Origin of the sequence: Luteimonas sp. RC10 (assembly GCF_014192745.1) — a bacterium.
GTDB lineage: Bacteria > Pseudomonadota > Gammaproteobacteria > Xanthomonadales > Xanthomonadaceae > Luteimonas.
In genome coordinates this window covers 209,819-233,973 of the sequence record NZ_JACHYJ010000004.1, presented here as the reverse complement: position 1 = coordinate 233,973, position 24,155 = coordinate 209,819, and the positions used below count along the sequence as shown (strand labels likewise).

Here is a 24,155-nt window from a genome sequence, read left to right as displayed (position 1 = left end):
AGCGTCGCCGGTGGCCCGTCGACGCTGCGGGTCAGGGCAGGAGCTCGAGCAGGCGTTCGGTCGGTCGGCCGATGACGGCGCGGTCGCCGTGCACCAGGATCGGGCGCTCGATCAGCTTCGGATGGGCCGCCATGGCCGCGATGATCGCCGCGTCGTCGAGCGCCGGGTCGGCCAGGCCCAGGTCGGCATAGACCGCCTCGCCCGTGCGCAGCAGCGCCCGCGGGGCGAGGTCCAGGTGCTGCAGCAACTCGTGCAGCGCAGCGGCATCGGGTGGGGTCTCCAGATAGTGCACCACCTGCGGCGCGATGCCGCGTGCCTGCAGCAGCTCGAGCGCGGCGCGCGATTTCGAGCAGCGGGGGTTGTGATAGAGGACGAAGGGATCACTCATGTCGCGGGAGGTTCGCTATCGGAAGAAGGGGGACGCGTGCCGCTGCGCCGTGCAACCACACCGGTCGCGGTCACGTCGGCGGTGGTGTTGGTGACGGTCGCGAAGGCGTCGGGCAGGGTGTCGACGGCCAGCAGCACGCCGAGTGGCTCCACCGGCAGGCCGACGGCCTGGGTGACCGGCAGGTTGTTGGTCATGAAGCTGACCTGCCCGGGCAGGCCCACCGAGCCCATGCTGATCACGATGGCGAGCGCGACCGCGATCGCCAACTGGCCGGCGCCCAGCTCGATGCCGTAGATCCAGGCGATGAAGCTCACCACGCTCAAATACTGCACCGGGCTGGCAATGCGGAACAACGAGACCGCCATCGGCAATACCAGCGAAGTCACCGCCAGTGGATAGCCCAGGCGGCTGCGCGCGCTGTCGACCATCACCGGCAGCGCGGCCAGCGACGACTGGGTGCTCGCCGCGATCGCCTGCACCGGCAACAACGCCGCGGCAAAGCGCGCCGGCCGCTCGCCGGCGACGACGACCGCGATGACGTACATCAGCAGCGTGATCGCCACATACAGCACGCACTGCAGCGCGATATAGGTGCCCAGTGCGGCGAACACGCCCAGGCCGACATGCGCGCAGACCGACAGCACCAGCGCGAACACGCCCAAGGGCGCCGCGACCAGCACCCAGCGCACGACCACGATCATCGCATCGGCGATCGTGCGCACCAGCTCGAGCATGCGTTCGCGGCGCGCGGCCTCCAGACGGGTCAGCGCGAAACCGAAGAACATCGAGAACACCACCAGCGGCAGCATCGCGCTGGCGGCCGCGGCGGCGATCGCGTTGCTGGGGATCAGGCTGGTGATCCACAGACCGAACGCCGGTGCCTGCGGCAGCACGTCGGGCGCGCCGATCGCGGCGCGGAACAGCGCGGCCTGGGACTCGTCGCGCGGCACCAGCGACAGCAGTGCCGGCGCGGCGAGTGCGGCGAACGTCGCCGACAGCGCCAGCATCACGACGAAGGTGCCCATCGCCAGGCGCGCGGTGCGCCCGGACGCGGCGGCATCGGACGCGGCATTGACCCCCACGACCACGAGCGCTGCGACCAGCGGCACCACCGTCATCTGCAGCGCATGCAGCCACAGCGTGCCGATCGGCTGGGCGATGTCGGCAGTGCGTACCGCGATCCGGGGGTCCCAGGCGGCCAGCGCCAGTCCGATGACGGCACCGGCCAGCAGCGCGAGCAGCACGCGCGCGGGCATCGACAGACGGAAGCGGGCGGGCGCGGACGGGCTGGGCGTCATCGGTCGGGTCGGCAGGGGCGGGCCCGGCGAGCATGCCATGCCGACGGCCGTGTGCGATGCCGGTCGGTCATCGCGCTGCGGGGGCGTCCAGCGTCAGCGTCAGCATGTCCCGATGGCCGTCGACGAAACCCGCCCGCAGGTACAGCGCCTTGGCGCGCGGGTTGTGGTGGTGCACCTCCAGCCGCAGCATCGCCACGCCCCAGGCGCGACTGCGTTCGGCCGCTAGGGCCAGCGCCTGCGCGCCCAGGCCGCGGCCGCGCGCCTGCGGCGCGACATAGAGCTCGTCGAGCAGCGCGAACGCGCCGCCCTGTTCGAGGCTGAAGCCCCGGGTGAGCACCAGATAGCCATCGTCGCCGCCGTCGCCGAGCAGCAGCACCACGCCGTGTATGGGGTCGGCCAGCAGGGTATCGAGCCCGGCGCCAACGCGGACCGGATCGAACACCAGGCGGTCTTCCGCATAGAACGCACGCATCATTGTCAGCACATGCGCGCGATCGGCGGCGGTCGCATCGCGCGCATGGAGCGCCGGATCGACAGGACGCAGCATCGGATACCTCCAGAAACGACAGGGCGCCCATTGTCGCCCGGAGGCGAACGGGGCTCAGGCGGGAAGCGGGACGAGATCGCGGATCGACACGATGCCCAGACCCGGCGCATCGCCGATGGTGATGGACGGGCCGTCGAAATGGACACCGCCCTCGACCGGGTCGTAGGCGCACAGCGACGGGCCATCGAGATCGACCTTGGTGATCGCGTCGGCCTTGGCGACCGCCAGGTGCACCGCCGCGGCGACACTGATGCTGCTCTCGAGCATGCAGCCGATCATGCAATCGATGCCGTGCAGGGCGGCGATGTCGGCCAGCCGGATCGCGTTCGACAGCCCGCCGGTCTTCATCAGTTTGATGTTGACGATGTCGGCCGCGCGCATCCGGATCAGTTCGATCAGCTCGACCGGGCCGAACACGCTTTCATCGGCCATGACCGGGACCGCGACGCGGTCGGTGACGAACTTCAGGCCCTGCAGGTCGTGCGCCGGCACCGGTTGCTCGAGCAGTTCGGCCTGGATGCCGGCCGCCTCCAGCCGGTGCACCGTCTGCACGGCCTGCTTGGGCGACCAGCCCTGGTTGGCATCGAGCCGCAGCGTGGCGCGACCGTCGACCGCGGCGTGGACCGCGCGGATGCGTTCGAGGTCCAGCGCGGTGTCCTGGCCGACCTTGACCTTCAGTGCGCGGAAGCCGCGTGCGAGCGCGGCCTGGGCGTCGGCGACCATCGTGTCGACGTCGCCGACGCTGATCGTGAGGTCGGTGGCGAGGACCGGTTCGCCGCCGCCGCCGAGGATGCGGTACAGCGGCGCACCGTGCAGCTGCGCGAACAGGTCGTAGAGTGCGATCTCGACCGCGGCCTTGGCGCTGGTGTTGCGGACCAACGCGGTCTGCACCAGGCGCACGAGGCGGTTGAGGTCGCCGACCTCCTGGCCGACCAGTCGGGGCGCGATGACCTGTGCGATCGCCGCGACGATCGCGCCCTGCGTGTCGCCGGTGATCACCGCGGTCGCGGCGGCTTCGCCATGGCCGACGTGACCGGTATCGGTGTGGATCGTGACGACGACGTCCTCGACCCGTTCGACCGTGCGCAGCGCGGTCTTGAACGGCGTCCTGAGCGGCACGCGCAGCATGTGCAGGCGAATGTCGGTGATCTTCATGGCGGCAGGTCCGGGCAGGGCGGTCAGCGCACGCGCTGGAGGCTGGTGATGCGCTCGATGGTCGGCGCGCCGTCGCCGCCCAACAGGGGCAGCAGCGGGGTCACCACCACGCCATTGAGCGCCAGTCGCGCGAGCTGACCGTCGGCGCCGCGCAGCGAAGTGCCGGCGGTGTCGTGGATCACGTAAGGATCGCCGTCGACGTGGCCGATCACCATCATCACGTGGCCCGGGATGAATACCAGGTCGCCGACATCGGTCTGCCGCAGCAGGCGCAGGCGCGCCTCGCGCGACATCGTCGGCGCGAACGCGACCCGGTCCAGCGACGGGCTCGTGGCCTGCGCACTGGTGTTGCGCGGCAGCAGGATGCCCATGCTGCGGTAAATCTCCGAGACGAAGCCGCTGCAGTCGCGCGCGTTGTACGAGTGCCCCCAACCGTAGCGCTCGCCGAGGAACTTGAACGCCTGCCGGATCAACTGCGCGCGGGTGTACACGAGCGCGTCATCGGCGACGTCGGCTGACTGCGGCAGCATCGCAGGTGTGAACGCGAGATCGCCGGTCGCGGTGCGCACCGGCAGTTCCACGACGCGGCCGTACCAGGGGATCTGGCCATTGAGCACACGGTCGCCGGGCCAGTCGAGTGCGGGCACGCGCACGCCCATCTCCAACTGCACCTCGGAGACCTCGGGGGCCTGCGGCGTGTAGACGGTACGCGCGGTCGCGCCGGTGACGATCGGCCCGCGCGCCGCGCGCGCGACGTAGTCGGCGACCGCCTCGCGTGTACCCAGGGCGACCTGCGCGGCGTCGATCCAGGCCGCGTAGCGCTCGCTGACGACGAAGTACCAGGCGCCGTCGCGGCTCGCGTGCACCACTGCGACCGGTGTGCCAGGAAACAAGGCATCTTCCTGGAAGCGGTCGATGTCGGTGTCGTCGGGGCGGCTGAACACCCGCGTGCGGGTCGGGAATGCACGCAGGTCGGCGCGGCGCACGACCAGTCCGAAGCGGGGCGATGGCGCGGCGGGCAGGGCGGCCAGGTCGACATCGGCAAGCAGGCGGTCGAGCGCCGCTGCATCCAGCACGCGGCCATCGAGGGTGTAGCGGGGCTGCGACGGGCGCGCCGACACCGCCTCGACCCAACCGGCGACCGTCGCGCGGTCGAGTGTGTCGGGCAATGCGAGCACGTCGTGGATTGAGGGATCGTCGCGCCGCATCGCGGCGTTCTGGGCCGCGATCGCCTCGCGGTCGAGCAGGCGCGCATCGGGTGCGTCGAGCCGGTCGATCCAGTACTGCGGATCGAGCTGCGCGCGCGTCATGCCGGGGATTGCCGGCGTCGTCGCCGATGCGCTTGCTGCCAGCAGCGATGCCAGCACCGTGCCGGCCACCTGCCGCCATGCACGCCGGCGTGCGGGCGAGGCACGCAGGTGCGTCCGCATCATGGCCGTTGTCGTCTGCATCGAAGCTCCTGCGTGGCGGCCGCACGGGCCGCGGGGACGCTTCGAGCATAGGTGTTTTGCCGCAGTGGACAAGCCGGCCGATGCGATTGACAAGGCTGGGGGCGCGGTGTAATCAAAACGTCATCGTGTCGCGCCGCATGGGGAGCGGGCGCACAGCAGCAGGCCGGCATCGAGGCGTGGATCGCGCGCGGTGCATCGGCTGCGCCCGCCACGCCATCGCCAGGGGAATGCCGCATGCCCGTAACGCCCAGACACCTCCGTTCGAGCCGTTGTCCGCTCGCCCTTGCGTTGCTGGCGGCCATCGCGATGCCGGCCGCGGCGCAATCGACCGACACCCGCGTCAACACGCTCGACCAGGTGCAGGTCACCGGTTCGCGCATTGCCCGGACCGAGGTCGAAGGCCCGGCGCCGGTCACGGTGATCACCGCCGAGGACATCCAGAAGCAGGGCTTCAGCACGGTCTGGGAATCGCTGGGCACGCTCACCCAGTTCACCGGCAATACGCTCAACGAGTCCGATCAGACCGGTAACGCGCCCAACGGCCAGTTCATGAACCTGCGTGGCCTGGGCCCGGGCTACCAGCTGATCCTGCTCAACGGCCAGCGCCTAGCCGACTATCCGCAGCCCTACGGCTCCAACGGCACTGCGGTGAGCCTGGGCAGCATTCCTGCGGCGGCGATCGAGCGCATCGAGGTCATGAGCGGCGGCGCGTCGGCGATCTACGGGTCCGATGCGGTCGCCGGTGTGGTCAATATCATCACCAAGGAGAACTTCAGCGGCGACACCATCCGCCTGCGCGGCGGCACCACGTCCGGGGGCGGCGGCGACAGTGGACTGTTCCAGTGGACCGGCGGGCGGACCGGTGATCGCTGGAGCCTGACCTATGCGCTCGAGCGTCTGGATCGCGAAGAGATCGTCGCCTCGCAGCGCGATCTGACCTATCTGGCGCATCCGCAGTACCGCACGAACCCCGAGCGACCGACGGCATCGATCAGCGGTGTGTACTTCCGGGCCGGGCAGACCTATCTGTGGCGGGACGATGCGGGCACGTTGTCGCCGTCCTACCCAGCGATGCTGGAGGCCTGCGAGGCGACCAACCCGAACTTCGTACCCTTCCATTCGGCATCGAGCGTCGCCGTGCCCAACCGCTGCGGCGCGCTCGACTACTACAACGCGCGCTCGATCCAGAACGCCTACGGCAAGACCTCCGGCTACCTGTCGGGCAGCTTCGATTTCAGCGACACGCTGACCGGCTATGTGCAACTGCTGGGCAGCGATTCCAACGACAAGAGTTCGAGCCAGACGCACTACTACATCGGCGAAGGGCCGTTCACCGTGCAGGACCCGACGCGGGGCCTGGTGACTGCGCAGCGCATCTTCCTGCCCGAGGAAGTCGGCGGCACCAAGTACATCGAATACGACGAGCGCGCCTGGTCCATCAACGCCGGCCTGCGCGGCACACTCGGCGACGGCCGCTTCGACTGGGATGCCAGTGTCACCTCGTCGCGCTTCGAGATCACCACCACGCGCCCCCGCTTCCTGACCCGCGCGGTGCGCGATCATTACATGGGCCCGGTGCTCGGCCACACCGCCGATGGCACCGAGATCCGCGAGTTCTACACCGACCGGCTGTTCGCGCCGGGCTCGGCCGCGCTGTATGACCAGCTCACCACCACCGTGGTCAGCAGCGGCGTGTCCAAGTCCGACCAGGCCCAGTTCGTCTTCAGTGGCCCGCTGTTCGATCTGCCGGCCGGCCCACTGCAGATGGCGGCCGTCGTCGAAGCGGCGAAGCAGTCGTATTCGCTCACGCCCGACCCGCGCACCACCGTCGACTACACCGGTCCGGACCGTGTCTACAATCTCACCAGCACGCCGGGCGGCGGACCGCGCAACCGCTACGCGGCCGGCCTCGAACTCCGCGTGCCGGTCTTCTCGAGCTTGGAGGCCACGCTCGCCGGTCGTTACGACAAGTACGACGACATCACCTCGGTCGACGACGCCATCACCTGGCAGGCCGGCCTGGAGTGGCGTCCCTTCAAGACGCTGCTGCTGCGCGGCGCGCACGCAACGAGTTTCCGCGCCCCCGATCTGCTCTGGGTCTACGCCGGCACCACGGGCTCCAATCCCTTCGTCGACGACGAATACCTGTGCCGCCTCAACGGCATCGCCGCCGAAACGCCCGAGTGCACGGCCGCGTACAACTACCAGACCTACATGACCCAGTCCTCCAATCCGTTGCTCGAAGAGGAGAAGGGCAAGTCCACGACCTTGGGCGTGGTCTGGGACGCGCTGCCGAATCTGTCGCTCAGTGTCGACTGGTACCGCATCGAACTCGAAGGCCGGGTACAGGCACTGTCCAACAGCTACTACCTGGAGCAGGAGGCCAACTGCCGGCTCGGCCGGGACCGCAACGGCAATGCCGTCGACACCGGGTCGCAATCGTGCCAGTTCTATGCCGGCGCGGTGGAGCGCGTGGTCTCCGACCTCAACCCGGACGGCCGCATCACCCGCTTTGCGACCTATCCGATCAATGCCGCGCTGATGCGCACCGAAGGGCTCGATGCATCGCTTCGCTACGGACTCGATCTGGGCAATTGGGGCGATCTGAACCTGCAGGCCGGTTACACCCATGTGCTCGAATTCGAAGTCGCGCAGTTCGGCGACGAGGCGCCGCGCGATGTGCGCAGCACGGTCGAGTACAACAGCCAACGCAGTCGTGCGAACTGGCGCGCCGCCTGGTCGAATGCGGACTGGAACGCCAGTCTCTACGGCTACCGCTACGGCAGTCGTCCGAACTACAACGGCACCGCGATTCCGGGCCGGACCTCGGCCTATGTGATCTGGAACGCCGACGTATCGCATGCGATCACCGACAACGTGACGCTTGGCGTGAGCGTGCTGAACCTGCTCGACGAGATGCCGCCGCGCGACGATTCGCACACGGCCTGGCCGTACTTCGCCAGTGCCTACAGCGCGATCGGTCGCCAGGTGTTCGCCAACATCACTTTCGATTTCTGAGGCATGCGCGCCACTCGCCTGGCCTGGGCGCTGGCGGGCTGGCTGGTCGCCGGCCTGCCCGCAGGGGCCGCTGTGCCTGTCCCACCTGCGCGGCTGGCGGCGCTGGTCGACGCCGCGGCCGAGCGCTACGCGCTGCCCGGCATCGCGGTCGGCGTGGTGGTCGATGGCGAGGTCGTACTGCGGCACACGCGCGGCGAGTTGCGTGCGGGCGAGGGCGAGGCCGTCGATGCCGAAACGCTGTTCAAGATCGCCTCCAACAGCAAGGCGATGACCGGTGCGGTGCTCGCACGGCTGGTCGATGCCGGGCGGCTGCGCTGGGACGATCCGGTGGTGCGGTACCTGCCGGATTTCCGCATGTACGACGACTGGGTCACGCGTGAGATCCAGGTCCGCGACCTGCTGATCCACAACAGCGGCCTGGGTCCGGGTGCAGGCGACCTGATGCTGTGGCCGTCGCCGAACGCCTTCACCCGCGCGCAGGTGATCGAGGGATTGCGCCACCTGCGGCCGCGCTGGAGTTTCCGTGCACGCTACGCCTACGACAACACGCTCTATATCGTCGCCGGCGAAGTCGCGGCCGCGGCCGGCGGCGCCCCGTACGACACGCTGGTGCGCCGCGAGGTCTTCGAACCGCTCGGCATGACCCGCTGCCAGGCCGGCGCCTGGGAGCGTGATGCGGTCGGCAACGTCGCCCAACCGCATGCCCGCCTCGAGGGCCGCAATACCGTCGTGCGTGGCGACGACGCAATGATTCCCGACGAACCGATGATGGCAGCCGGCGGACTGCGTTGCAGCCTGGACGACATGCTGCGCTGGGCGCAGGCCTGGCTCGACCCCGAGATCGGTGCGCCAGGCCGGCCCTGGCTGTCGGCCGCGCAGCGCGAGGCGGCCTGGACCGCGCACATGCCGATGCCGCTGACCGCACGCATGCGTGCCTGGGACCGCAGCCATTTCTCGGCCTATGGCTATGGCTGGCGGCTGACCGATGTCGACGGCACCGCGAAGGTGTCGCACACCGGCACGCTGTCGGGCATGGTGTCCTCGTTGGTGCTGCTGCCCGAGCAGCGCGTCGGTATCGTGGTGCTGATCAACGGCGATGCCGACCAGGCGCGCACCGTGCTGACGCAGGCGCTGGTCAAGCAGTTCGTCGCCACCGACGGCGGCGCGCACGACATCGATGACTATGCCGGCCGGCTGGAGGCGGAGCGGGGGACCGCAGACCACACAACGCAGCCGGAGACCGACGATGCGGTCGCCATCGCGCCGGCAGCCGCCGCCTCGCTTGCCGGGCGTTACCGCGATCCGTGGTTCGGTGATGTCGCGCTGTGTCCGCGCGACGGTGGCCTGCGTTGGATCTCGATGCGTTCGCCGAAACTCGATGGCGACGTCGTCGCGGTCGAGGGCGGGCTCCAGGTGCGCTGGCGCGCGCCCGATGTCGACGTCGATGCCTGGCTGCGACCGACGCCGGTGAACGGCCGCGCGGTCTCGCTGCAGATGGCCAAGGTCGATCCGGACGCGGACTTCAGCTACGACTTCGAAGACCTGGCGCTGGTGCGCATCGGCGACTGCGATTGAGCGAGACGCGGCATCGCCGTCGCAGGCGATGCGGCCTGCGCGGACCAGAACGAAAAAACCCCTGCATCGCTGCAGGGGTTTTTCGTAACACTGGCGGAGCGGACGGGACTCGAACCCGCGACCTCCGGCGTGACAGGCCAGCATTCTAACCAGCTGAACTACCGCTCCGAGGCGCGAGATTCTACGCGAATTCGCGCGCTTGGGAAGGGGGTGCGCGATCTTTTTTTCATCGCCGTCTTCGTCGGTGCGTGTGCTGTCGGATCAATGCGTCTGCAAGGCGCATGCGCTGCGTCGATCGATGTGCGTGGGCTGCGCGATGTGTCGACGGTCCGCAGCGTCGGACAAGGTGTGCGATGAGCGATGTCACTGCATACGTGGATCGTGGGTGTGTCGCAGTGACGGGGTCGCTGTCGCGGTACGTGCGTCGAGAGTGGCGTCATGCAAGTGCACGTCTCGACCTGCCGCCAAAAGCCCGCGCCCCCACCCGACGCCTTCGGCGTCGACCTCCGCCCGCAAGCGGGGGAGGTGTTGCACCACTCGACGTTCGCGTCCTCAGTTCGAGAGTGCAGGAAGCCCCCGCATGCGGGGAGGTGGTGCGCCATCCGACGCTCGCGCGGTCCGATCGAAACCGCAAAAGCCCTCCCCCGCATGCGGGGGAGGGTTGGGTGGGGCATGGTGCGATCGCTGTGCCGGCATGCGCGTCGAAAGCGATCTCCTGCGCGTGCAGGTCTCGACCTGCCGCGGCGCCAAAAGCCCACGCCCCCACCCGACGCCTTTGGCGTCGACCTCCGCCCGCAAGCGGGGGAGGTGGTGCGCCATCCGACGTTCGCGCGGTCCGATCGAAACCGCAAAAGCCCTCCCCCGCATGCGGGGGAGGGTTGCGTGGGGGCGTGGTGCGATCGCTGTGCCGGCATGCGCGTCGAAAGCGATCTCGTGCGCGTGCAGGTCTCGACCTGCCGCAGCACCAAAAGCCCACGCCCCCACCCGACGCCTTCGGCGTCGACCTCCGCCCGCAAGCGGGGGAGGTGGTGCACCACTCGACGTTCGCGTCCTCAGTTCGAGAGTGCAGGAAGCCCCCGCATGCGGGGAGGTGGTGCGCCATCCGGCGCTCGCGCGGTCCGGTCGAAACCGCAAAAGCCCTCCCCCGCATGCGGGGGAGGGTTGGGTGGGGGCGGGGCAGGACACGCGAAGCCGGACTCGGCGCCCACACGCGAAGTCGGATTCGACGCCCATGTTCAACATCGCGCCAGGCCCGCACCACGCATCGGACGCACAAAAAAAACCCCGCCAAGGCGGGGTTCTTCTTCAACCAGTGGCGGAGCGGACGGGACTCGAACCCGCGACCTCCGGCGTGACAGGCCAGCATTCTAACCAGCTGAACTACCGCTCCACATTGGAAACCTGTTGCTTGGTGGGTGCTGAGGGTTTCGAACCCCCGACCCTCTCCTTGTAAGGGAGACGCTCTACCGCTGAGCTAAGCACCCATGCGGAACAGCCTAGCCGCTTACTTTACCGCATCCTTGAGCGCCTTGCCAGCCTTGAATGCCGGGACGGTCGAGGCGGGGATCTGGATCGTTTCCTTGGTCTGCGGGTTCAGGCCGGTGCGCGCGGCGCGCGGACGGGCGACGAACGAACCGAAGCCGACGAAGTTCACCGCGTCGCCGTTCTTCAGCGCTTCGGTGATGGTGTCGAGCAGCGCGTCGACCGCACGGCCAGCGTCGGCGCGGGACAGGCCGGCCTTCTCGGCGACGGAAGCCAGGACATCGTTCTTGCTAAGGGCCATCAGTGAATTCCTCTTTTAATTATTCGACGTTGAGCGTCTGGACGCTGAGCCGGCATGCACGGCGCCGCCGGCCGGGCGGCGCCGGTCGGACGCGCATGGTACGCGATCCCCCGGTCGATTACGACCTTGCGGGTGCAGGCCTGAATGGCTGCCCGACGGGGCCGCCAAGGGCGCGTCGGGCCCCGGTCCTGCGCGGGTCCGTGCTTGCGGGTAAACTGCCCGGCTCGCCCATCCCGTGCCCCGACTCATGCTGCAAGCGCTTCGAGAAAAGACCAGTGGTTGGATCGCCATCGCCATCGTTGCGTTGCTGGCGGTGCCGTTCGCGTTCTTCGGGATGGAGCACTACCTGTTCCAGAACAATGCCGACTATGCGGCCAAGGTCGAGGCCCCGCCGACCTGGTGGCGCTCGGCGCCCGACATGTGGCTGGTGCGCAAGCTGGCGTGGACCTCGACTGAGGTCACACCCGAGGAGTTCCGCCAGGCATTCGACTCGGTCCGCGAGCAGCGCCGTCAGGACGAAGGCGAGAACTTCGATGCGCGCGCATTCGAGACCCTGGACAGCAAGCGCGAAGTGCTCGAGCAGTTGATCGACCGCGCGGTGCTGGGTCTGGCCGCCGAGCGCGCCAACATCGTCGTCGGCGATGCGCAGGTGCGCGAGATCATCGCGTCGATTCCTGCCTTCCAGGTCGATGGCCGCTTCGATGCGCAGCGCTACCAGATGACGCTGCAGTCCGGGCAGCCGCCGCGGACTCCGGCCGAGTTCCAGGCGTCGATCCGTCGCGACCTGCAGCGTGCGCTGGTGCCGCAGGCGATCGCCGAGTCGGCATTCGTCACCCCGTCGGAAGCCGAACGCATGATGCGTCTGCTCGACGAGCGTCGCGACGTCGCGTTCGTGGTCGTGCCGCCGCCGGCGGTCGATACGGCGCCGGTGGCCGATGCGGATCTAAAGGCGTGGTTCGAGAAGAACGCCAACCGTTACCGCGAACCGGAAAAGGTCGCGCTCGAGTACATCGAAGTGCTCGCCCAGCCGCAGGCCGGTGCCGGCGAGGTCGATGAAGCCGAGGCGCGCGCGCATTTCGAGCAGGTCAAGTCGCGGTTCGCGGCCACCGAGCGCCGTCTGGCCTCGCATATTCTGGTCGAAGTGCCGGCCGGTGCCGACGCGGCCGCGCAGCAGGCGGCGCAGAAGGAAGCAGCGGATCTTGCCGCACAGGCAGCCCAGCCCGGCGCCGACTTCGCCGCGCTGGCGCGTGCGCATTCCGACGATCCAGGCTCGCGCGACAACGGCGGCGATCTGGGCTGGGTCGAGAAGGGCATGATGGCCGGCCCGTTCGAGGACACACTGTTCGGCATGCAGGCCGGGACGGTCAGCCAGCCGGTGAAGACCGACTTCGGTTGGCATGTGCTGCAGTTGCGCGAGATCGAGGCCGGCAAGCCGGTCGCGTTCGAGGACGTGCGCGAAGAAATGGAGCGCGAAGTCCGCGACGGCGAGGGCGCGCGCGCCTATAACGAGCAGATCGGCCGGATCGTGGACGAGATCAACCGCCACCCGATGTCACTCGAGCAGGCTGCGGCCGCGGGGCAGCTCGAGGTGCGCACGATCGCACCGTTCGCACGCGGTGCCGGCACCGGCATCGCCGCGAACCGGGCGGTGGAGCAGGCGGCGTTCTCCGAGGCGCTGACCCAGGACGGCACGGTCAGCGATCCGATCGAGATCGCGCCCAACCACACGGTCTTCATCCGCGTCACTGCACACACACCTGAGCGTGCGCAGACGTTGGACGAGGTGCGCGACCGTGTGACCGCCGAAGTTCGAGCGAATCGCATGCGCCAGCAGGCCGAGCAGGCGGCCGATGCCATGGTCGCCGAGCTGAAGGCCGGCAAGACCCTGCAGGCGGTCGCCCAGGCGCACGGCCTGGAGCCGCAGTCGGTGCCGGGTATCCCGCGCGGCGCGCCGGTGCCCGACCCGGCGTCGAATACGGCGTACTTCCAGACGATGCCGCCGGCCGAGGGCAAGACCGCGCCCGGTCGCACGCTGCGGCCTGACGGCAGCGCGGTGGTGTTCGTCGTCGAGCGCGTGGTGCCGGGCGATCCGGCGCAGGCGCCGCCGCAGCAGCAGGCGATGCTCAAGCAGCAGCTCGGCGCATTGCTCGGCAATGAGGATGCGGATGTGCTGCAGCGGGCCCTGCGCCGGCAGATGAAGATCACGGTCAACGAAGAGCGGCTCTGACGTCACCCTTCGAACCCGGCGGCGCATGCGCCGTCCGGGCGCCGAGATCGAGCAAACGCCCGGCCATGCCGGGCGTTTTGCTATGTGCCCCGCAAGCTCGGTTGGGCGCGCCGTGTGCATCGCGATGCCGACACCGCTTAGGAGCAGACGGCAGGCGACGGCTTCGATCCGGTTGAGATGCGCGATTGCACAGCCGCGGAAATGTGGGTGCGTCGGGCTGCGCGCCGTGTCCAGCGACCGCCCTCGACCGAGGGCGCCGCACGCACGCGCGCATCGATGCCGGGTGTGCACGAACGCGCACGCATCCGAAGCGACCGAACCCGCAGGCCGGCCGCGTACCTTGGCGCCTAGTGCGCCTCGCCGATGTGCAATTCCATGCCCGGACGCAGGATGCTGCGCGGATCGAGACCGTTGCGGCGGAGCAGTTCCTGGCTGCTGAGGCCATAGCGACGTGCGATCGACCAGACTGAATCGCCGCGTGTCACCGTATGCACCGACGGCGCTGCACTGCGCGTCGGTGCCGCCTGCGACGCGCCTCCGGCCGGCGGCAGCGGTTCGAACTCCGGCGGCGCTTCCGCCAGGAACACCGGCGGTGTCGCCGCGGCCTGCGGCACCAGGACCTGGGTGGGCTGTCCGATACGCGCGATGCGCCCGTCGGTGTGCGCCGGGTTCAGTCGTTTGAGCTGGGCCGCGTCGGTCTCGTGCCGCGATGCGAGCCCGTCGAGATCGCGGATGCCGTCGGGTACGGTGATCGCCTGCAGGATCGGCACTTCGCGATCGAGCGCGGCCATCCAGTCCTCGCGCGTCTCGGCTTCCTTGATCAGGCACGACAGCGCATGGAGCTTGCGTACGTAGGCTTGGGTCAGCGCGGGCATCGGCAGCGCCTCCGGATCGGCCTTGGCGGCGACCTGGCCAGCGCGCTCGAGCGCACCGAAGACACGGTACTCGCCGGCGTTGTAAGCCATTACCGCCAGCCGCCAGTCGCCGGCGAACATGCCGTGCAGGGTCTTGAGATAGCGTACCGCCGCGCGCGTGGAGTCGGCGGGCGACAGCCGGCCGTCATAGCCGGCGCGGATCGGGATCTTGTGGTTGCGCGCGGTGACCGCGATGAACTGCCATAGTCCGGCCGGCCCTGCCGCGCTGCGCGCGCCGGGTCGGTAGCCGCTCTCGACGAACGGGATCAGTGCGTACTCGGTCGGCAGGTGCGCCTCGCGCACCGCATCGACCACGTAGCCGAACAGCGGCAGGACATCGGTGTTGCGCGAGACGAGCTGGCGCGGGACATGCGCGAAATGCGAGCGCCAGCGCTCGCTGGCATCGTCGCTGCAGTCCTGTTCGGCCAGTCCGTCGCGAAAGCGCAGGTAGATCTCCCGGCCGGTGCGCGTCGTCGCCTGAGGTGGCGCCGGGGAGGCCGCGGGCGTCGCCAGCTGCGCCAGGGCGCCGGTGGGCGCTGTGGGCGGCGGCGCGGCGGGGCTGGGGGCGTTGCCGGCCTGGCACAGCGCCGAGACCGCGGCGGCCAGCAGGCCCGCCACGAGCCGGGTACGAGGGCCCGCCCTCATGCGCGAAAGCCGTCTTTCCAGTGCCGTAGGGCGGCGAACACGTCGGCGCGGCCAGCGCCCGGGGCGAGGTCGGCATGCGCGCAGGCCGCGGCCCGGACGGCCGGGGCGTCGACGCGCAGGAACGGATTGCAGGCAAGCTCGGCCTGCAGGGGAACGGGAAGCGTGGGCCGGTGGGCACTGCGCATCGAGACGATCTCCTGTTCGCGGCGCCGCAGCGCCGCGTTGTCCGGATCGACAACGCGGGCAAATGCCGCGTTGGACCGGGTGTATTCATGGCCGCAACAGACCAGCGTATCGGCGGGCAGCGCCGCCAGGCGGTCGAGTGAGGCCAGCATCTGGACCGCGCTACCTTCGAACATCCGCCCACAGCCGAGGCTGAACAGCGTGTCGCCGCAGAACAGGTGGCCGTGGCCGACGAAGGCGATATGGCTGCGGGTGTGACCCGGCACGGCCAGCACGTCGAAGGCCCAGGGGCCGATCTCAAGCCGCTCGCCGTCGCCCACCCGGCGGGTCGCCAGGGGGATGCGGGCGTCGTCGGGCGCGACAATCTCCAGCGACGGCCAGCGCTCGCGCAGGGCGGCGACGCCGCCGATGTGGTCGTTGTGGTGATGGGTCAGCAGCACCAGCGCCGGGCGCAGGCCCTGCTGGGCGGCCGCCAGCACCGGCCCGGCCTCGCCGGGGTCGACGACCACCGCGGCGCCATCGTCGGCCGCGAGCGTCCAGATGTAGTTGTCCTCGAACGCGCGCAGCGCCTGCAGTTGCATCGGTCGGGAAGGCGGTGGCGGCCGGAGGCCTTACAATGCGGACCATGCCCGCGATTTCTCCATCCGGTCAACCCGGCAGCGTCGGCGTCTGGTTCCAGACCCCGGCCGGACGCGCGGTGCTCGACAGCGAACACGCCCTGGTGGCCGAGGCGCTGGGCGGGCATCCCGGGCTGCCTTGGCTGTGGCTGACGCCAGTCGCGCCGGAGATCGAGATCGACGGGCGCGGCCTGTGCCTGGTGCGCGGCGGCCACGGCCTGCACGGCCCGGTGCGCTGCGCCTGGCCGTTGCCGCTGCCCAGCGAGGCCTTCGGCGCGGTGCTGCTGCAGCACGTGGTCGGCCCGCACGGCGAGGATCGTGGCCTGCTCGAAGAGGCCGTGCGCGTGCTTGCCCCCGGCGGTCACCTGTGGCTGCTGCTGCTCAACCCGCTCACGCCCTACCGCTGGCGCTGGCGTGGCAGCGGCATCGCCAGCGCCGAGCCGCTGGCCTGGCGCCGGCGGCTGCGCGAGGCCGGGCTTGCGCCCGACGCCGTCTCGCGCGGCGTCGGCCCCAGTTGGCGGCCGGTGGTGTCGCCGACCCTCCAGCACGGGCCCGGCTTTCGTGCCGCCTACGCGATGCGTTGCCAGAAGCGGCATCTGCCGCTGACCCCGGTCCGCCAGCCGCGCACGCTGGCCCTGCCGGCCGCCGCGCCGGCGGCCTGACCCCTCCGCAACAGGACATTGATGAAGTCGATCGAGATCTATACCGATGGCGCTTGCCTCGGCAATCCCGGCCCCGGCGGCTGGGGCGCGCTGCTGCGCTACCGCAGCACCGAGCGCGAACTGAGTGGCGGCGAGCCGCAGACCACCAACAACCGCATGGAGCTGATGGCCGCGATCGCCGCGCTCGAGGCGCTGACCGAGCCCTGCCGGGTCGATCTGCATACCGATTCGCAGTACGTGCGCCAGGGCATCACCGAATGGTTGGCCAACTGGGTGCGGCGCGGCTGGAAGACCGCCGGCGGCGGCGCGGTCAAGAACCAGGACCTGTGGCAACGCCTGCAGCAGGCCTGCCAACGCCATGAGATCGCCTGGCACTGGGTGAAGGGCCACGCCGGTCACCCGGAGAACGAGCGTGCCGACGCGCTCGCCACCGCCGCCGCGCGCGCCCAGCGCGCCGCGGTCGCCTGACCGACGACAACAAGGAATTCCGACCGATGCGACAGATCGTGCTCGACACCGAGACCACGGGCCTGGAATGGAAGAAGGGCAACCGGGTCGTCGAGATCGGTTGCGTGGAACTGGTCGAGCGCCGCCCGACCGGCCGCACCTACCATCAATACATCCGGCCCGATGTGGATTTCGAGCAGGGCGCCGCCGAGGTCACCGGCCTGAGCCTGGAGTTCCTGGCCGACAAGCCGCCGTTCGAGGCGATCGCCGACGCCTTCCTGGCCTTCATCGATGGCGCCGAATTGGTCATCCACAACGCCGCGTTCGACATCGGCTTTCTGGACTACGAACTGTCCCGGCTGGGCCCGCATTACGGTGACATCCGCAGCCGGGTGACGGTCGAGGACTCCCTGCTGCTGGCGCGCCAGCGTTATCCCGGCCAGCGCAACTCGCTCGACGCGCTGTGCAAGCGGCTGGGCGTGGACAACACCCACCGCCAGCTCCACGGCGCACTGCTCGACGCGCAGCTGCTGGCCGAGGTCTACCTGGCGCTGACTGCGGGCCAGCATGAGATCGGCTTCGCAGCGCCAGTCGAGACCCGGGCCACGGTGCAGGTGACCGCAGTGCAGCCCACCGGCGTGCGGCCGGCGTTGGCGGTGCCGGAGGCCGACCTAGCGCTGCATGCGGCGCGGGTGGAGGCGATCCGCCGCAAGGCCGGCCAGTGCCTGTGGGACGCACCCGTCGTGGCCGAGGCCGTCTGAGGCGGCGACCCGGGGACGACTGCGCCGCTCAGTGGCGGCGGATCAGGATCGCGGTGATGTTGTCCGAGCCGCCGCCGTCGAGCGCGGCGGCCACCAGACCGTCGACGCATTCCTGCGCGCTGCATTCGGCATGCGCCAGCACCTGCGCGATCGCCCGGTCGTCGACTTCCTCGGTCAGGCCGTCGCTGCACAGCAAGAGCTGATTGCCCGGCGCGAGTTCGCCAGCCAGCGTTTCGACATTGAGGGCCTGCGGGTCGGTGACCCCCAGTGCCTGGGTGACCACATTGCGCTGCGGATGGGTCCGCGCCTGGTCCACGCTCAGCGCGCCCTGCGCGATCAGCGCCTGCACATAACTGTGGTCCTGCGACAACTGCGCCAGTTGCCCGTCGCGCCACAGGTACACCCGGCTGTCGCCGACCCAGGCGACCTCGAAACGGCTGCCGGTGACGCGCGCTGCGACCACGGTGGTGCCCATCGGCAGGGTGTCGCTACGCCGCCTTGATGCGCGGATGATCTCCTCGTCCGCCAACCGGATCGCCTGGGGCAGCGAGCGCCCCTGGCGGATCTCGCGCACGATCGCCTCGCGCGCCAGCGCGCTGGCGACCTCGCCGTACTCGTGCCCGCCCATGCCGTCGGCGACCAGCCAGAGCCCAAGCTCGCTGTCGCCGTAGTAGGTGTCTTCGTTGAGCTCGCGGCGCAGGCCGACGTGGGTCAGATGTCCGAATTCGATCATGCGGGGTCTCCGCGCCGACGGACCGGGAGCGGGCCGGGGCAGGAAGGGGCTCGGGCGGCAAGGCTCGGAGGCGGGGTGGGGGCGCGCATGGGGCATTGTGGCGCCGGTCGGCCCGCGAGCATAGGCCGGCACCTGTACCGATCCCGTGTAGGCGGGCTTGCGGGCGCAGCCCGCTGCCGTATCGTGATGGCCTTGTCTGTCCCCGACCCCGCAATGCAAGCACCCGATGTCCCGTGGCACTGGAACGATGGCGAGATGGCCACGCGCATCCGCGCGTTCGACTGGCGGTCCACGCCGATCGGGAGCATCGAGCGCTGGCCCGCGGCGCTGCGCCAGGCGGTCGCGACGATGCTCGATTCGCCGGCGCCGATGGCGATCGCCTGGGGCCCGAGTGGGCTGCTGCTCTACAACGACGCCCATCGCGACGTGGCCGGCACCCGCCATCCGCGCCAGCTTGGCCTGCCGTTGATCGAGGCCTGGCCGGAGGCCGAAGCGTTCGTCGACCATATCCTGAGCGAAACCCTGGCCGGGCGCTCGCTGCAACTGCGCGGCCACCCGCTGGAGCTCATGCGCAACGGCGTGCCCGAGCGGGCGTTGTTCGACGCGGATTATTCGCCGCTGCGCGACGAGCAGGGGCGCCCTGCCGGCATGCTGGCGATCATTCGCGAGCTGACCCGCGAGTCGATGCTGGCCGCTGCGCGCGAGGCAGGCCGGCACGAGGCCTTCCTGCTGGCGCTGGGCGACGAACTGCGCAGTCTGTGCGCACCGGCGGACATCCTGCGCGTGGCCTCGCGCAGGATCGGCGAGCACCTCGGCCTCGATCGCGTCGGCCTGGCGGCCGACGATCCGGTGGGCGGCCTGCGCGTGCGCGAGGGCTGGAGCCGCGACCCGCGCGCACCGGTGCTGCGGCTGCCCGACTGGGTCGCCGAACACGGTAATGTGGTGAGCCACGACGTCGAACGCGACACCACGTTCGATGCGGCGTCGCGCTCCGCGCTGCGGATGCAAGAGGTCGCCGCGCTGGTGATGACCGTGCGCGCCGGGCGCGGACAGCAGGGCGCATCGGTGTTCGTTGCGGCTGCGCGCACGCCGCGGCACTGGACCACCGCGGAGTTGAACCTGCTGCGCGAAGTCGGCGAGCGCGCAGGCGCGGCCTCCGAGCGGGCCGCTGCCGAGATCGCGCTGACGTCCAGCGAGCAGCGTTATCGCGCAGTCGTCGAGCAGGCCGGTATCGGCGTGGCGATCGCCGACCGCGACACCCGTCTGGTCTACGTCAACGAGCAGTACTGCCGGACGGTCGGCGCGCCGCGCGAAGCGCTGGTCGGCAAGCGGATCGAGGAGCTCACGCATCCCGAGGATTGGCCCGAGAGCGCTGCGCTGCTGAAACGCGTCCTGGACGAGGGTGTGGCGAACACCGTGGAAAAGCGCATCGTCGTGGACGGCGAGCGCTACTGGCTGCGGCTGTCGGTGGTGCCATGGCGCGACGCCGACGGCGAGATCGTCGGCAGCCTGGCGGTCAGCATGGACATCACCGGCCGGCGCCAGGCCGAGCTGTCGCTGCGCGAAAGCGAGGCGCGGTTCCGTCAGTTCAGCGACGCCTCGTCCGATGTGCTGTGGATCCGCAACGCCGACACCTTGGCGCTGGAGTATCTGAGCCCGGCGTTCGAGGCGATCTACGGCGTCGCGCGCGAGGCTGCGATCCGCGACCCGGGACTATGGATGTCGACCGTGCATGCCGATGATCTGGCCGAGGTGCGCGCGCGGATGCGCAAGGTGCGCCATGGCGGTCGCGCCGACTTCGAGTTCCGCGTGCAACGCCCCAGTGACGGCCGCACGATCTGGGTGCGCAATACCGCCTTCCCGCTGTTCGACGATGCCGGCCGCGTGCAGCGGATCGCGGGCATCGGCCGCGACATCACCGCCGAGCGCGAGCACGCGGTGTTGCTCGAAACGCTCGTCGCCGAGCTGCAACATCGCACCCGAAACCTGATCGCAGTGGTGCAGTCGCTGGCGCGCCGCACGCTGCAAGGCAGCCCCGATCTGGCCTCGTTCGCGAGCCGGTTCCGCGCCCGGCTCGATGCGCTCGGGCGGGTCCAGGGTCTGTTGTCGCAGGGGGCCGCGCTGGACCGTGTCACCTTCGATGCCTTGTTGCGCCAGGAGCTCGAGGCCCACGGCGTGGGCGAGGACGACCCCCGGGTCACACTCGATGGACCGGCCGGCGTGCCGCTGCGCTCGCGCGTTGTGCAGACGCTCGCGCTTGCACTGCACGAACTCACGACCAACGCCTTCAAGCACGGCGCGCTGTCGGATGCGGGCGGGCAGTTGGATATCCGCTGGGAGATCGTGCCGGGTGAGGCCCAGCAGTCGACCGAGCTGCGGCTGACCTGGCACGAACACGGCGTGGCCGGCATGGCGGTCGCCGATAGCGTCGCCGGTTACGGCCGCGAATTGATCGAGCACGCATTGCCCTATCAGTTGGGCGCGCGGACGACCCACCGCTTGCTGGCCGACGGCATTCTGTGTCGCATCGATGTGCCGCTCGACGGCACGCGCGCCATACTGCGGGAGCGTGCGGCGTGACGATGCCGCGCATCCTGGTGGTCGAGGACGAGTACATGCTGGCGATGCACCTGCACGACGGCCTGTGCGCGCGCGGGATCGAGGTGGTCGGCCCGGTCGCCACGCTCGGCGCGGCGTTGGCCTTGCTGGAGCCCGAGCCCGATTTCGACGCGGCCATCCTCGACGTCAACCTCGATGGCGAAAAGAGCTACCCGCTGGCGCAACGCCTGCAGCGCGTGGGGATTCCGTTCGTGTTCGCCTCCGGCTACGACCTGGCCATGCTGCCGAGCGAATTCGCCGCGTCCGCGCATTGCCTCAAGCCGGTGGACCTCGACCAGGCGCTCCAGCAGTTGGGCTTCTGACCGTTGCGGCGTTGCCCGCAGCGCGTGTCAGCGCTGGTGCACGGGCGGCGTCAGCAGCGTGCGCAGACGCCGGCAGGCCGCATCGGCCTCATCGAGGAACTGGGACGCGCGCGCCGGGTCGCCCGCATCCAGCGCACTGCGCACCGCGGCCGCGGCGATCGTCGCGGCGTTGGCGGCATTGCGCAGCGCGTGCAGCCATTCGGGATCGACCACTCCCGGTTCGAGCACGGCTGCACTCACGGGGCGGCCTTGCGCACGTCCGCATCCTGCCCGGCCAGCCGCGCCAGCTGGTTGTGCACGGTGCGCACGCTGATGCCCAGCGCACGGGCCGTGGCGGTCTTGTCGTTGTTGAAATGCGCCAGCGTCTTGAGCAGCGCGCGCCGCTCGAGCTCAGCCAGGGTCGTGCCGACCGAGAACATGATCGAAGTCTCCGACTCCTTGAGCACGGTTTCGCTGGGCAGCGTGGGGCGGATGTACAGGTCGTCGTCCTGCTGCAGCAGATAGGCGCGCTGCACCGCACTGCGCAATTCGCGCACGTTGCCCGGCCAATCGTGACGCAGCAAGGTGGACTCAGCCCCGGCGGCCAGCCGCTTGTTGCGGCTGTAATGCGCGTTGAGCTTGTCGAGAAACACTTGGGCGAGCACTGCCACGTCCTCACCGCGATCGCGCAGCGGCGGCAGCGGCAGCGGCGCCAGCACATGATAGAGATCGTCGCGCAACGTGCCGTCGCGCATCGCCTCGTGCGGGTCGCGGTGGGTGCTGGCGATCAACCGCGTTTGTGGACTGGCCAGCGCCGGACCGGCCTCAAGTGCACGCAGCAACCGGGCCTGCAAGGCCATCGGGATCGCCGTGAGGTCGGCCAGCAGCAGGGTGCCGCCCTGCGCCCGCGAGAACGCGTCGCCCAGACCGCCTGCCTTGTCGAACAACTCGGCGGCGAGCTGGTCGGGGTCGGTTGCACCGCAATCCACCGTCACCAGCGGCCCCTGTCGCCCGCTCGCGGTATGCAGCGCACGCGCCACGAGTGTCTTGCCCGTCCCGCGCTCGCCCCACACCAGCACCGGCGCATCGGTCGCCCCGATGCGCAGCACCTGATCCACGACACGCCGGATCTGCGGCGAGTTGCCGGCGATGTCGCTGATTGCGCCTGGCACGTCGGAGGACGGCGGCGGCTGGTAGCGCGCGACCACACGCTCCATCAGCCGTCGCAGTTGCGCCGGATCCAGCGGCTTGACCAGGTACTCGATCACTGGCGAGGCGACCGCGCGTGCGGCCGATTCCACCGTCGGCCGTCCGGTCACGATCGCGATCTGGCCATGCTCGGCCAGGTCGATGTCGTCGAGCAGGTCGAGCCCCGAACCGTCGGGCAACTGCAGGTCCAGCAACATCAGGTCGGCGCGGGCGCGGGAGAGATAACCGCGGGCCTCGGCGAGCGTCTCGGCCAGTTGCACGCGCAGCCCGGCGGCGAACGCGAGTTGGCCGGCGGCGCGGGAGAACGTGCCATCGTCGTCGAGGATCAGCACGGTGGGTTGCGGCATGGCAGGGGTCCGTACTGGGAAAATTTTGACTCTAGGCAGTGCGCGGTTAATGGGGCGTCGAGGGGCAGCGCAGGTCAGCGCCTGAGTGTGAATGCGCTGCGCGGCCCCGCGTGTGGCGACAAAGAGGCGGCGATGGGAGTGCGATGCACGGCGCTTGCCGTTGGTGCAAAGCGGGCCCGCCGGTGCAAAGGAGGGGCAGCCGTTCGACCGACTGCCCCGACGGTCGCCGCCGGCCACTGGGCCATCGACGGCCCGTTCTGCCTCGCCCGCTTGTCGGCCACGCACCGCCCCCGTATGATTGCGCCCCCGGGTTCTGCACGCAGGCCCGGGACCACCGGAGAGGTGGCAGAGTGGTTGAATGTACCTGACTCGAAATCAGGCAGGCGTTTATAGCGCCTCGGGGGTTCGAATCCCCCCCTCTCCGCCAGAATCGACAAGGGCTGCGTCCTGGACGCAGCCCTTTTTCGTTGCGGCCGTTGCCGCACGCGAGGAGGTGGCGCGCTGCCAGCGCTCGCGATCTCTGATCGAGACCGCGAAAAGCCCTCCCCCGCAAGCGGGGGAGGGTTGGGTGGGGGTGGCCGGTCGACGCGATGTCTTCGGCCTTGGTCGCCAAAGCCCCGGCCCCCACCCGACGCCTTCGGCATCGACCTCCACCCGCAAGCGGGGGAGGTGGCGCGCTGTTGGCCTCCAGCCGCGAACACGGTGGGTGCGCCTTCCGACGCGTGTGCTGATCCGACGCGTACATCGATCCGATCGACGCCGCAAAAGCCCTCCCCCGCAAGCGGGGGAGGGTTGGGTGGGGGCATCGCCCGCCGTTGGCCCATCCGCGGCAGCGGTACACTGGCCAGCCCATCCGTTGCGGCAGCGCCCATGTCCGAGATTTCCGTGCCCGTGTCCTTCGGCGAACTGCTCGACAAGATCTCGATCCTGCAGATCAAGTCCGAGCGCATGACCGATGCCGCCAAGCTCGCCAATGTGCGCCGCGAGTTGACCGCGCTCGAGCAGACCTGGATGGCGCATCCGGGCGCCGGGCACGACATCGTGCGCCTGCGCGCCGACCTCAAGGCGGTCAACGAGCGACTGTGGGATATCGAAGACGAGATCCGGCTCAAGGAGAAGGCCCAGGCCTTCGATGCCGATTTCGTGCGGCTGGCGCGCAGCGTCTACATCGAGAACGACGAGCGCGCGCGCATCAAGAAGGCGATCAACCTCGCACTGGGCTCGGCCTACGTCGAAGAAAAGTCCTACGCCGACTACCGCACCGGCGACGCCGCGCCCTGATCGCGCCGTCGCGC

The 24,155-nt window shown here is 69.8% G+C and carries 20 protein-coding genes and 4 tRNA genes; 10 read left to right on the top strand and 14 right to left on the bottom strand.

Translation table 11 applies throughout. The annotated features are described in order from the left end of the window. Window positions 1-31: 31 nt before the first annotated feature. The 5 genes from arsC to FHW73_RS09490 all read right to left on the bottom strand — a co-directional run bounded on the left by arsC (window position 32) and on the right by FHW73_RS09490 (window position 4,821). Window positions 32-388, bottom strand: a complete 357-nt coding sequence (arsC, locus tag FHW73_RS09510; protein WP_183426451.1) for an arsenate reductase (glutaredoxin) — start codon at window positions 386-388, stop codon at window positions 32-34. Next, window positions 385-1,686, bottom strand: a complete 1,302-nt coding sequence (locus FHW73_RS09505) for a cation:dicarboxylase symporter family transporter (RefSeq protein ID WP_255492891.1) — start codon at window positions 1,684-1,686, stop codon at window positions 385-387. Before FHW73_RS09505 ends, arsC begins: the two co-directional genes overlap by 4 nt. 67 nt (window positions 1,687-1,753) lie before the next feature. Next, the gene (locus tag FHW73_RS09500) at window positions 1,754-2,233 is read right to left on the bottom strand and encodes a GNAT family N-acetyltransferase (RefSeq protein WP_183426450.1); all 480 of its coding nucleotides are present in this window, start codon (window positions 2,231-2,233) and stop codon (window positions 1,754-1,756) included. Window positions 2,234-2,287: 54 nt separating this feature from the next. Beyond that, window positions 2,288-3,388 carry a dipeptide epimerase gene (locus tag FHW73_RS09495; RefSeq protein WP_183426449.1) on the bottom strand — a complete coding sequence of 367 codons (1,101 nt, stop codon included), beginning with the start codon at window positions 3,386-3,388 and terminating at the stop codon, window positions 2,288-2,290. 23 nt (window positions 3,389-3,411) lie between these two features. Then, entirely contained in the window at window positions 3,412-4,821 is a 1,410-nt protein-coding gene (locus tag FHW73_RS09490; protein WP_255492889.1) for an SH3 domain-containing protein, read from the bottom strand. Window positions 4,822-5,073: 252 nt separating this feature from the next. Between FHW73_RS09490 and FHW73_RS09485 the strand changes: the two genes are divergently transcribed. Beyond that, a complete protein-coding gene (locus FHW73_RS09485; protein ID WP_183426448.1) occupies window positions 5,074-7,857 on the top strand; it encodes a TonB-dependent receptor in 2,784 nt (927 codons plus the stop codon). A gap of 3 nt (window positions 7,858-7,860) precedes the next feature. Further along, entirely contained in the window at window positions 7,861-9,432 is a 1,572-nt protein-coding gene (locus FHW73_RS09480) for a serine hydrolase domain-containing protein (RefSeq protein ID WP_183426447.1), read from the top strand. Between the two features lie 91 nt (window positions 9,433-9,523). On the opposite strand, the gene FHW73_RS09475 is transcribed toward FHW73_RS09480, so the two are convergent. The 4 genes from FHW73_RS09475 to FHW73_RS09460 all read right to left on the bottom strand — a co-directional run bounded on the left by FHW73_RS09475 (window position 9,524) and on the right by FHW73_RS09460 (window position 11,215). After that, window positions 9,524-9,600, bottom strand: a tRNA-Asp gene (locus FHW73_RS09475). A gap of 1,145 nt (window positions 9,601-10,745) precedes the next feature. Further along, window positions 10,746-10,822 (bottom strand) — tRNA-Asp (locus tag FHW73_RS09470). A gap of 19 nt (window positions 10,823-10,841) precedes the next feature. Beyond that, window positions 10,842-10,916: transfer RNA gene (locus FHW73_RS09465), tRNA-Val, on the bottom strand. A gap of 20 nt (window positions 10,917-10,936) precedes the next feature. Beyond that, window positions 10,937-11,215 (bottom strand): HU family DNA-binding protein, encoded by a 279-nt coding sequence (locus FHW73_RS09460; RefSeq protein ID WP_047136197.1) that lies wholly within the window; start codon window positions 11,213-11,215, stop codon window positions 10,937-10,939. Window positions 11,216-11,462: 247 nt separating this feature from the next. Here FHW73_RS09460 and FHW73_RS09455 point away from each other — a divergent pair, with 247 nt between their 5' ends. Further along, on the top strand, window positions 11,463-13,442 hold the full coding sequence (locus FHW73_RS09455; protein WP_183426446.1) for a SurA N-terminal domain-containing protein: 1,980 nt from the start codon (window positions 11,463-11,465) through the stop codon (window positions 13,440-13,442). Between the two features lie 347 nt (window positions 13,443-13,789). Here the strand turns inward: FHW73_RS09455 and FHW73_RS09450 are convergent, their stop codons facing one another. Together FHW73_RS09450 and gloB are read right to left on the bottom strand one after the other, a co-directional pair. After that, entirely contained in the window at window positions 13,790-15,001 is a 1,212-nt protein-coding gene (locus tag FHW73_RS09450) for a lytic transglycosylase domain-containing protein (protein WP_183426445.1), read from the bottom strand. Then, window positions 14,998-15,765: a hydroxyacylglutathione hydrolase gene (gene gloB / locus FHW73_RS09445; RefSeq protein ID WP_183426444.1), complete on the bottom strand. Its 768-nt coding sequence runs from the start codon at window positions 15,763-15,765 to the stop codon at window positions 14,998-15,000. The genes FHW73_RS09450 and gloB overlap by 4 nt, the downstream gene beginning before the upstream one ends. A gap of 44 nt (window positions 15,766-15,809) precedes the next feature. On the opposite strand from gloB, the gene FHW73_RS09440 reads away from it, so the two are divergent. From FHW73_RS09440 to dnaQ, 3 genes are read left to right on the top strand one after another with little or no spacing between them, the layout of a single operon-like run. Then, the gene (locus FHW73_RS09440) at window positions 15,810-16,463 is read left to right on the top strand and encodes a methyltransferase domain-containing protein (protein WP_183426443.1); all 654 of its coding nucleotides are present in this window, start codon (window positions 15,810-15,812) and stop codon (window positions 16,461-16,463) included. 21 nt (window positions 16,464-16,484) lie between these two features. Continuing rightward, window positions 16,485-16,931: a ribonuclease HI gene (gene rnhA / locus FHW73_RS09435; protein ID WP_183426442.1), complete on the top strand. Its 447-nt coding sequence runs from the start codon at window positions 16,485-16,487 to the stop codon at window positions 16,929-16,931. A gap of 26 nt (window positions 16,932-16,957) precedes the next feature. Next, window positions 16,958-17,671: a DNA polymerase III subunit epsilon gene (gene dnaQ, locus FHW73_RS09430; protein ID WP_183426441.1), complete on the top strand. Its 714-nt coding sequence runs from the start codon at window positions 16,958-16,960 to the stop codon at window positions 17,669-17,671. Window positions 17,672-17,699: 28 nt separating this feature from the next. Here dnaQ and FHW73_RS09425 read toward each other — a convergent pair whose 3' ends face one another. Next, complete coding sequence (locus tag FHW73_RS09425) at window positions 17,700-18,404, bottom strand: protein phosphatase 2C domain-containing protein (protein ID WP_183426440.1); 705 nt, start codon at window positions 18,402-18,404, stop codon at window positions 17,700-17,702. A gap of 213 nt (window positions 18,405-18,617) precedes the next feature. Here FHW73_RS09425 and FHW73_RS09420 point away from each other — a divergent pair, with 213 nt between their 5' ends. Both FHW73_RS09420 and FHW73_RS09415 read left to right on the top strand, forming a co-directional pair. After that, window positions 18,618-20,984: a PAS domain S-box protein gene (locus FHW73_RS09420; RefSeq protein ID WP_183426439.1), complete on the top strand. Its 2,367-nt coding sequence runs from the start codon at window positions 18,618-18,620 to the stop codon at window positions 20,982-20,984. After that, a complete protein-coding gene (locus FHW73_RS09415; protein ID WP_183426438.1) occupies window positions 20,981-21,325 on the top strand; it encodes a response regulator in 345 nt (114 codons plus the stop codon). Before FHW73_RS09420 ends, FHW73_RS09415 begins: the two co-directional genes overlap by 4 nt. 27 nt (window positions 21,326-21,352) lie before the next feature. Here the strand turns inward: FHW73_RS09415 and FHW73_RS09410 are convergent, their stop codons facing one another. Together FHW73_RS09410 and FHW73_RS09405 are read right to left on the bottom strand one after the other, a co-directional pair. Beyond that, complete coding sequence (locus tag FHW73_RS09410; RefSeq protein ID WP_183426437.1) at window positions 21,353-21,565, bottom strand: hypothetical protein; 213 nt, start codon at window positions 21,563-21,565, stop codon at window positions 21,353-21,355. Continuing rightward, window positions 21,562-22,860 (bottom strand): sigma 54-interacting transcriptional regulator, encoded by a 1,299-nt coding sequence (locus FHW73_RS09405; RefSeq protein ID WP_183426436.1) that lies wholly within the window; start codon window positions 22,858-22,860, stop codon window positions 21,562-21,564. The genes FHW73_RS09410 and FHW73_RS09405 overlap by 4 nt, the downstream gene beginning before the upstream one ends. A 336-nt stretch (window positions 22,861-23,196) precedes the next feature. Between FHW73_RS09405 and FHW73_RS09400 the strand changes: the two genes are divergently transcribed. Continuing rightward, window positions 23,197-23,287: transfer RNA gene (locus FHW73_RS09400), tRNA-Ser, on the top strand. A 443-nt stretch (window positions 23,288-23,730) separates the two neighbouring features. Beyond that, on the top strand, window positions 23,731-24,141 hold the full coding sequence (locus FHW73_RS09395) for a DUF6165 family protein (RefSeq protein ID WP_183426435.1): 411 nt from the start codon (window positions 23,731-23,733) through the stop codon (window positions 24,139-24,141). Window positions 24,142-24,155: the final 14 nt, after the last annotated feature.

What these genes read in the sequence shown, in the direction of transcription:
- arsC (WP_183426451.1), bottom strand. Translation starts at nt 388, where the DNA reads ATGAGTGATCCCTTCGTCCTCTATCACAACCCCCGCTGCTCGAAATCG.
- FHW73_RS09505 (WP_255492891.1), bottom strand. Translation starts at nt 1,686, where the DNA reads ATGACGCCCAGCCCGTCCGCGCCCGCCCGCTTCCGTCTGTCGATGCCC.
- FHW73_RS09500 (WP_183426450.1), bottom strand. Translation starts at nt 2,233, where the DNA reads ATGCTGCGTCCTGTCGATCCGGCGCTCCATGCGCGCGATGCGACCGCC.
- FHW73_RS09495 (WP_183426449.1), bottom strand. Translation starts at nt 3,388, where the DNA reads ATGAAGATCACCGACATTCGCCTGCACATGCTGCGCGTGCCGCTCAGG.
- FHW73_RS09490 (WP_255492889.1), bottom strand. Translation starts at nt 4,821, where the DNA reads ATGATGCGGACGCACCTGCGTGCCTCGCCCGCACGCCGGCGTGCATGG.
- FHW73_RS09485 (WP_183426448.1), top strand. Translation starts at nt 5,074, where the DNA reads ATGCCCGTAACGCCCAGACACCTCCGTTCGAGCCGTTGTCCGCTCGCC.
- FHW73_RS09480 (WP_183426447.1), top strand. Translation starts at nt 7,861, where the DNA reads ATGCGCGCCACTCGCCTGGCCTGGGCGCTGGCGGGCTGGCTGGTCGCC.
- FHW73_RS09460 (WP_047136197.1), bottom strand. Translation starts at nt 11,215, where the DNA reads ATGGCCCTTAGCAAGAACGATGTCCTGGCTTCCGTCGCCGAGAAGGCC.
- FHW73_RS09455 (WP_183426446.1), top strand. Translation starts at nt 11,463, where the DNA reads ATGCTGCAAGCGCTTCGAGAAAAGACCAGTGGTTGGATCGCCATCGCC.
- FHW73_RS09450 (WP_183426445.1), bottom strand. Translation starts at nt 15,001, where the DNA reads ATGAGGGCGGGCCCTCGTACCCGGCTCGTGGCGGGCCTGCTGGCCGCC.
- gloB (WP_183426444.1), bottom strand. Translation starts at nt 15,765, where the DNA reads ATGCAACTGCAGGCGCTGCGCGCGTTCGAGGACAACTACATCTGGACG.
- FHW73_RS09440 (WP_183426443.1), top strand. Translation starts at nt 15,810, where the DNA reads ATGCCCGCGATTTCTCCATCCGGTCAACCCGGCAGCGTCGGCGTCTGG.
- rnhA (WP_183426442.1), top strand. Translation starts at nt 16,485, where the DNA reads ATGAAGTCGATCGAGATCTATACCGATGGCGCTTGCCTCGGCAATCCC.
- dnaQ (WP_183426441.1), top strand. Translation starts at nt 16,958, where the DNA reads ATGCGACAGATCGTGCTCGACACCGAGACCACGGGCCTGGAATGGAAG.
- FHW73_RS09425 (WP_183426440.1), bottom strand. Translation starts at nt 18,404, where the DNA reads ATGATCGAATTCGGACATCTGACCCACGTCGGCCTGCGCCGCGAGCTC.
- FHW73_RS09420 (WP_183426439.1), top strand. Translation starts at nt 18,618, where the DNA reads ATGCAAGCACCCGATGTCCCGTGGCACTGGAACGATGGCGAGATGGCC.
- FHW73_RS09405 (WP_183426436.1), bottom strand. Translation starts at nt 22,860, where the DNA reads ATGCCGCAACCCACCGTGCTGATCCTCGACGACGATGGCACGTTCTCC.
- FHW73_RS09395 (WP_183426435.1), top strand. Translation starts at nt 23,731, where the DNA reads ATGTCCGAGATTTCCGTGCCCGTGTCCTTCGGCGAACTGCTCGACAAG.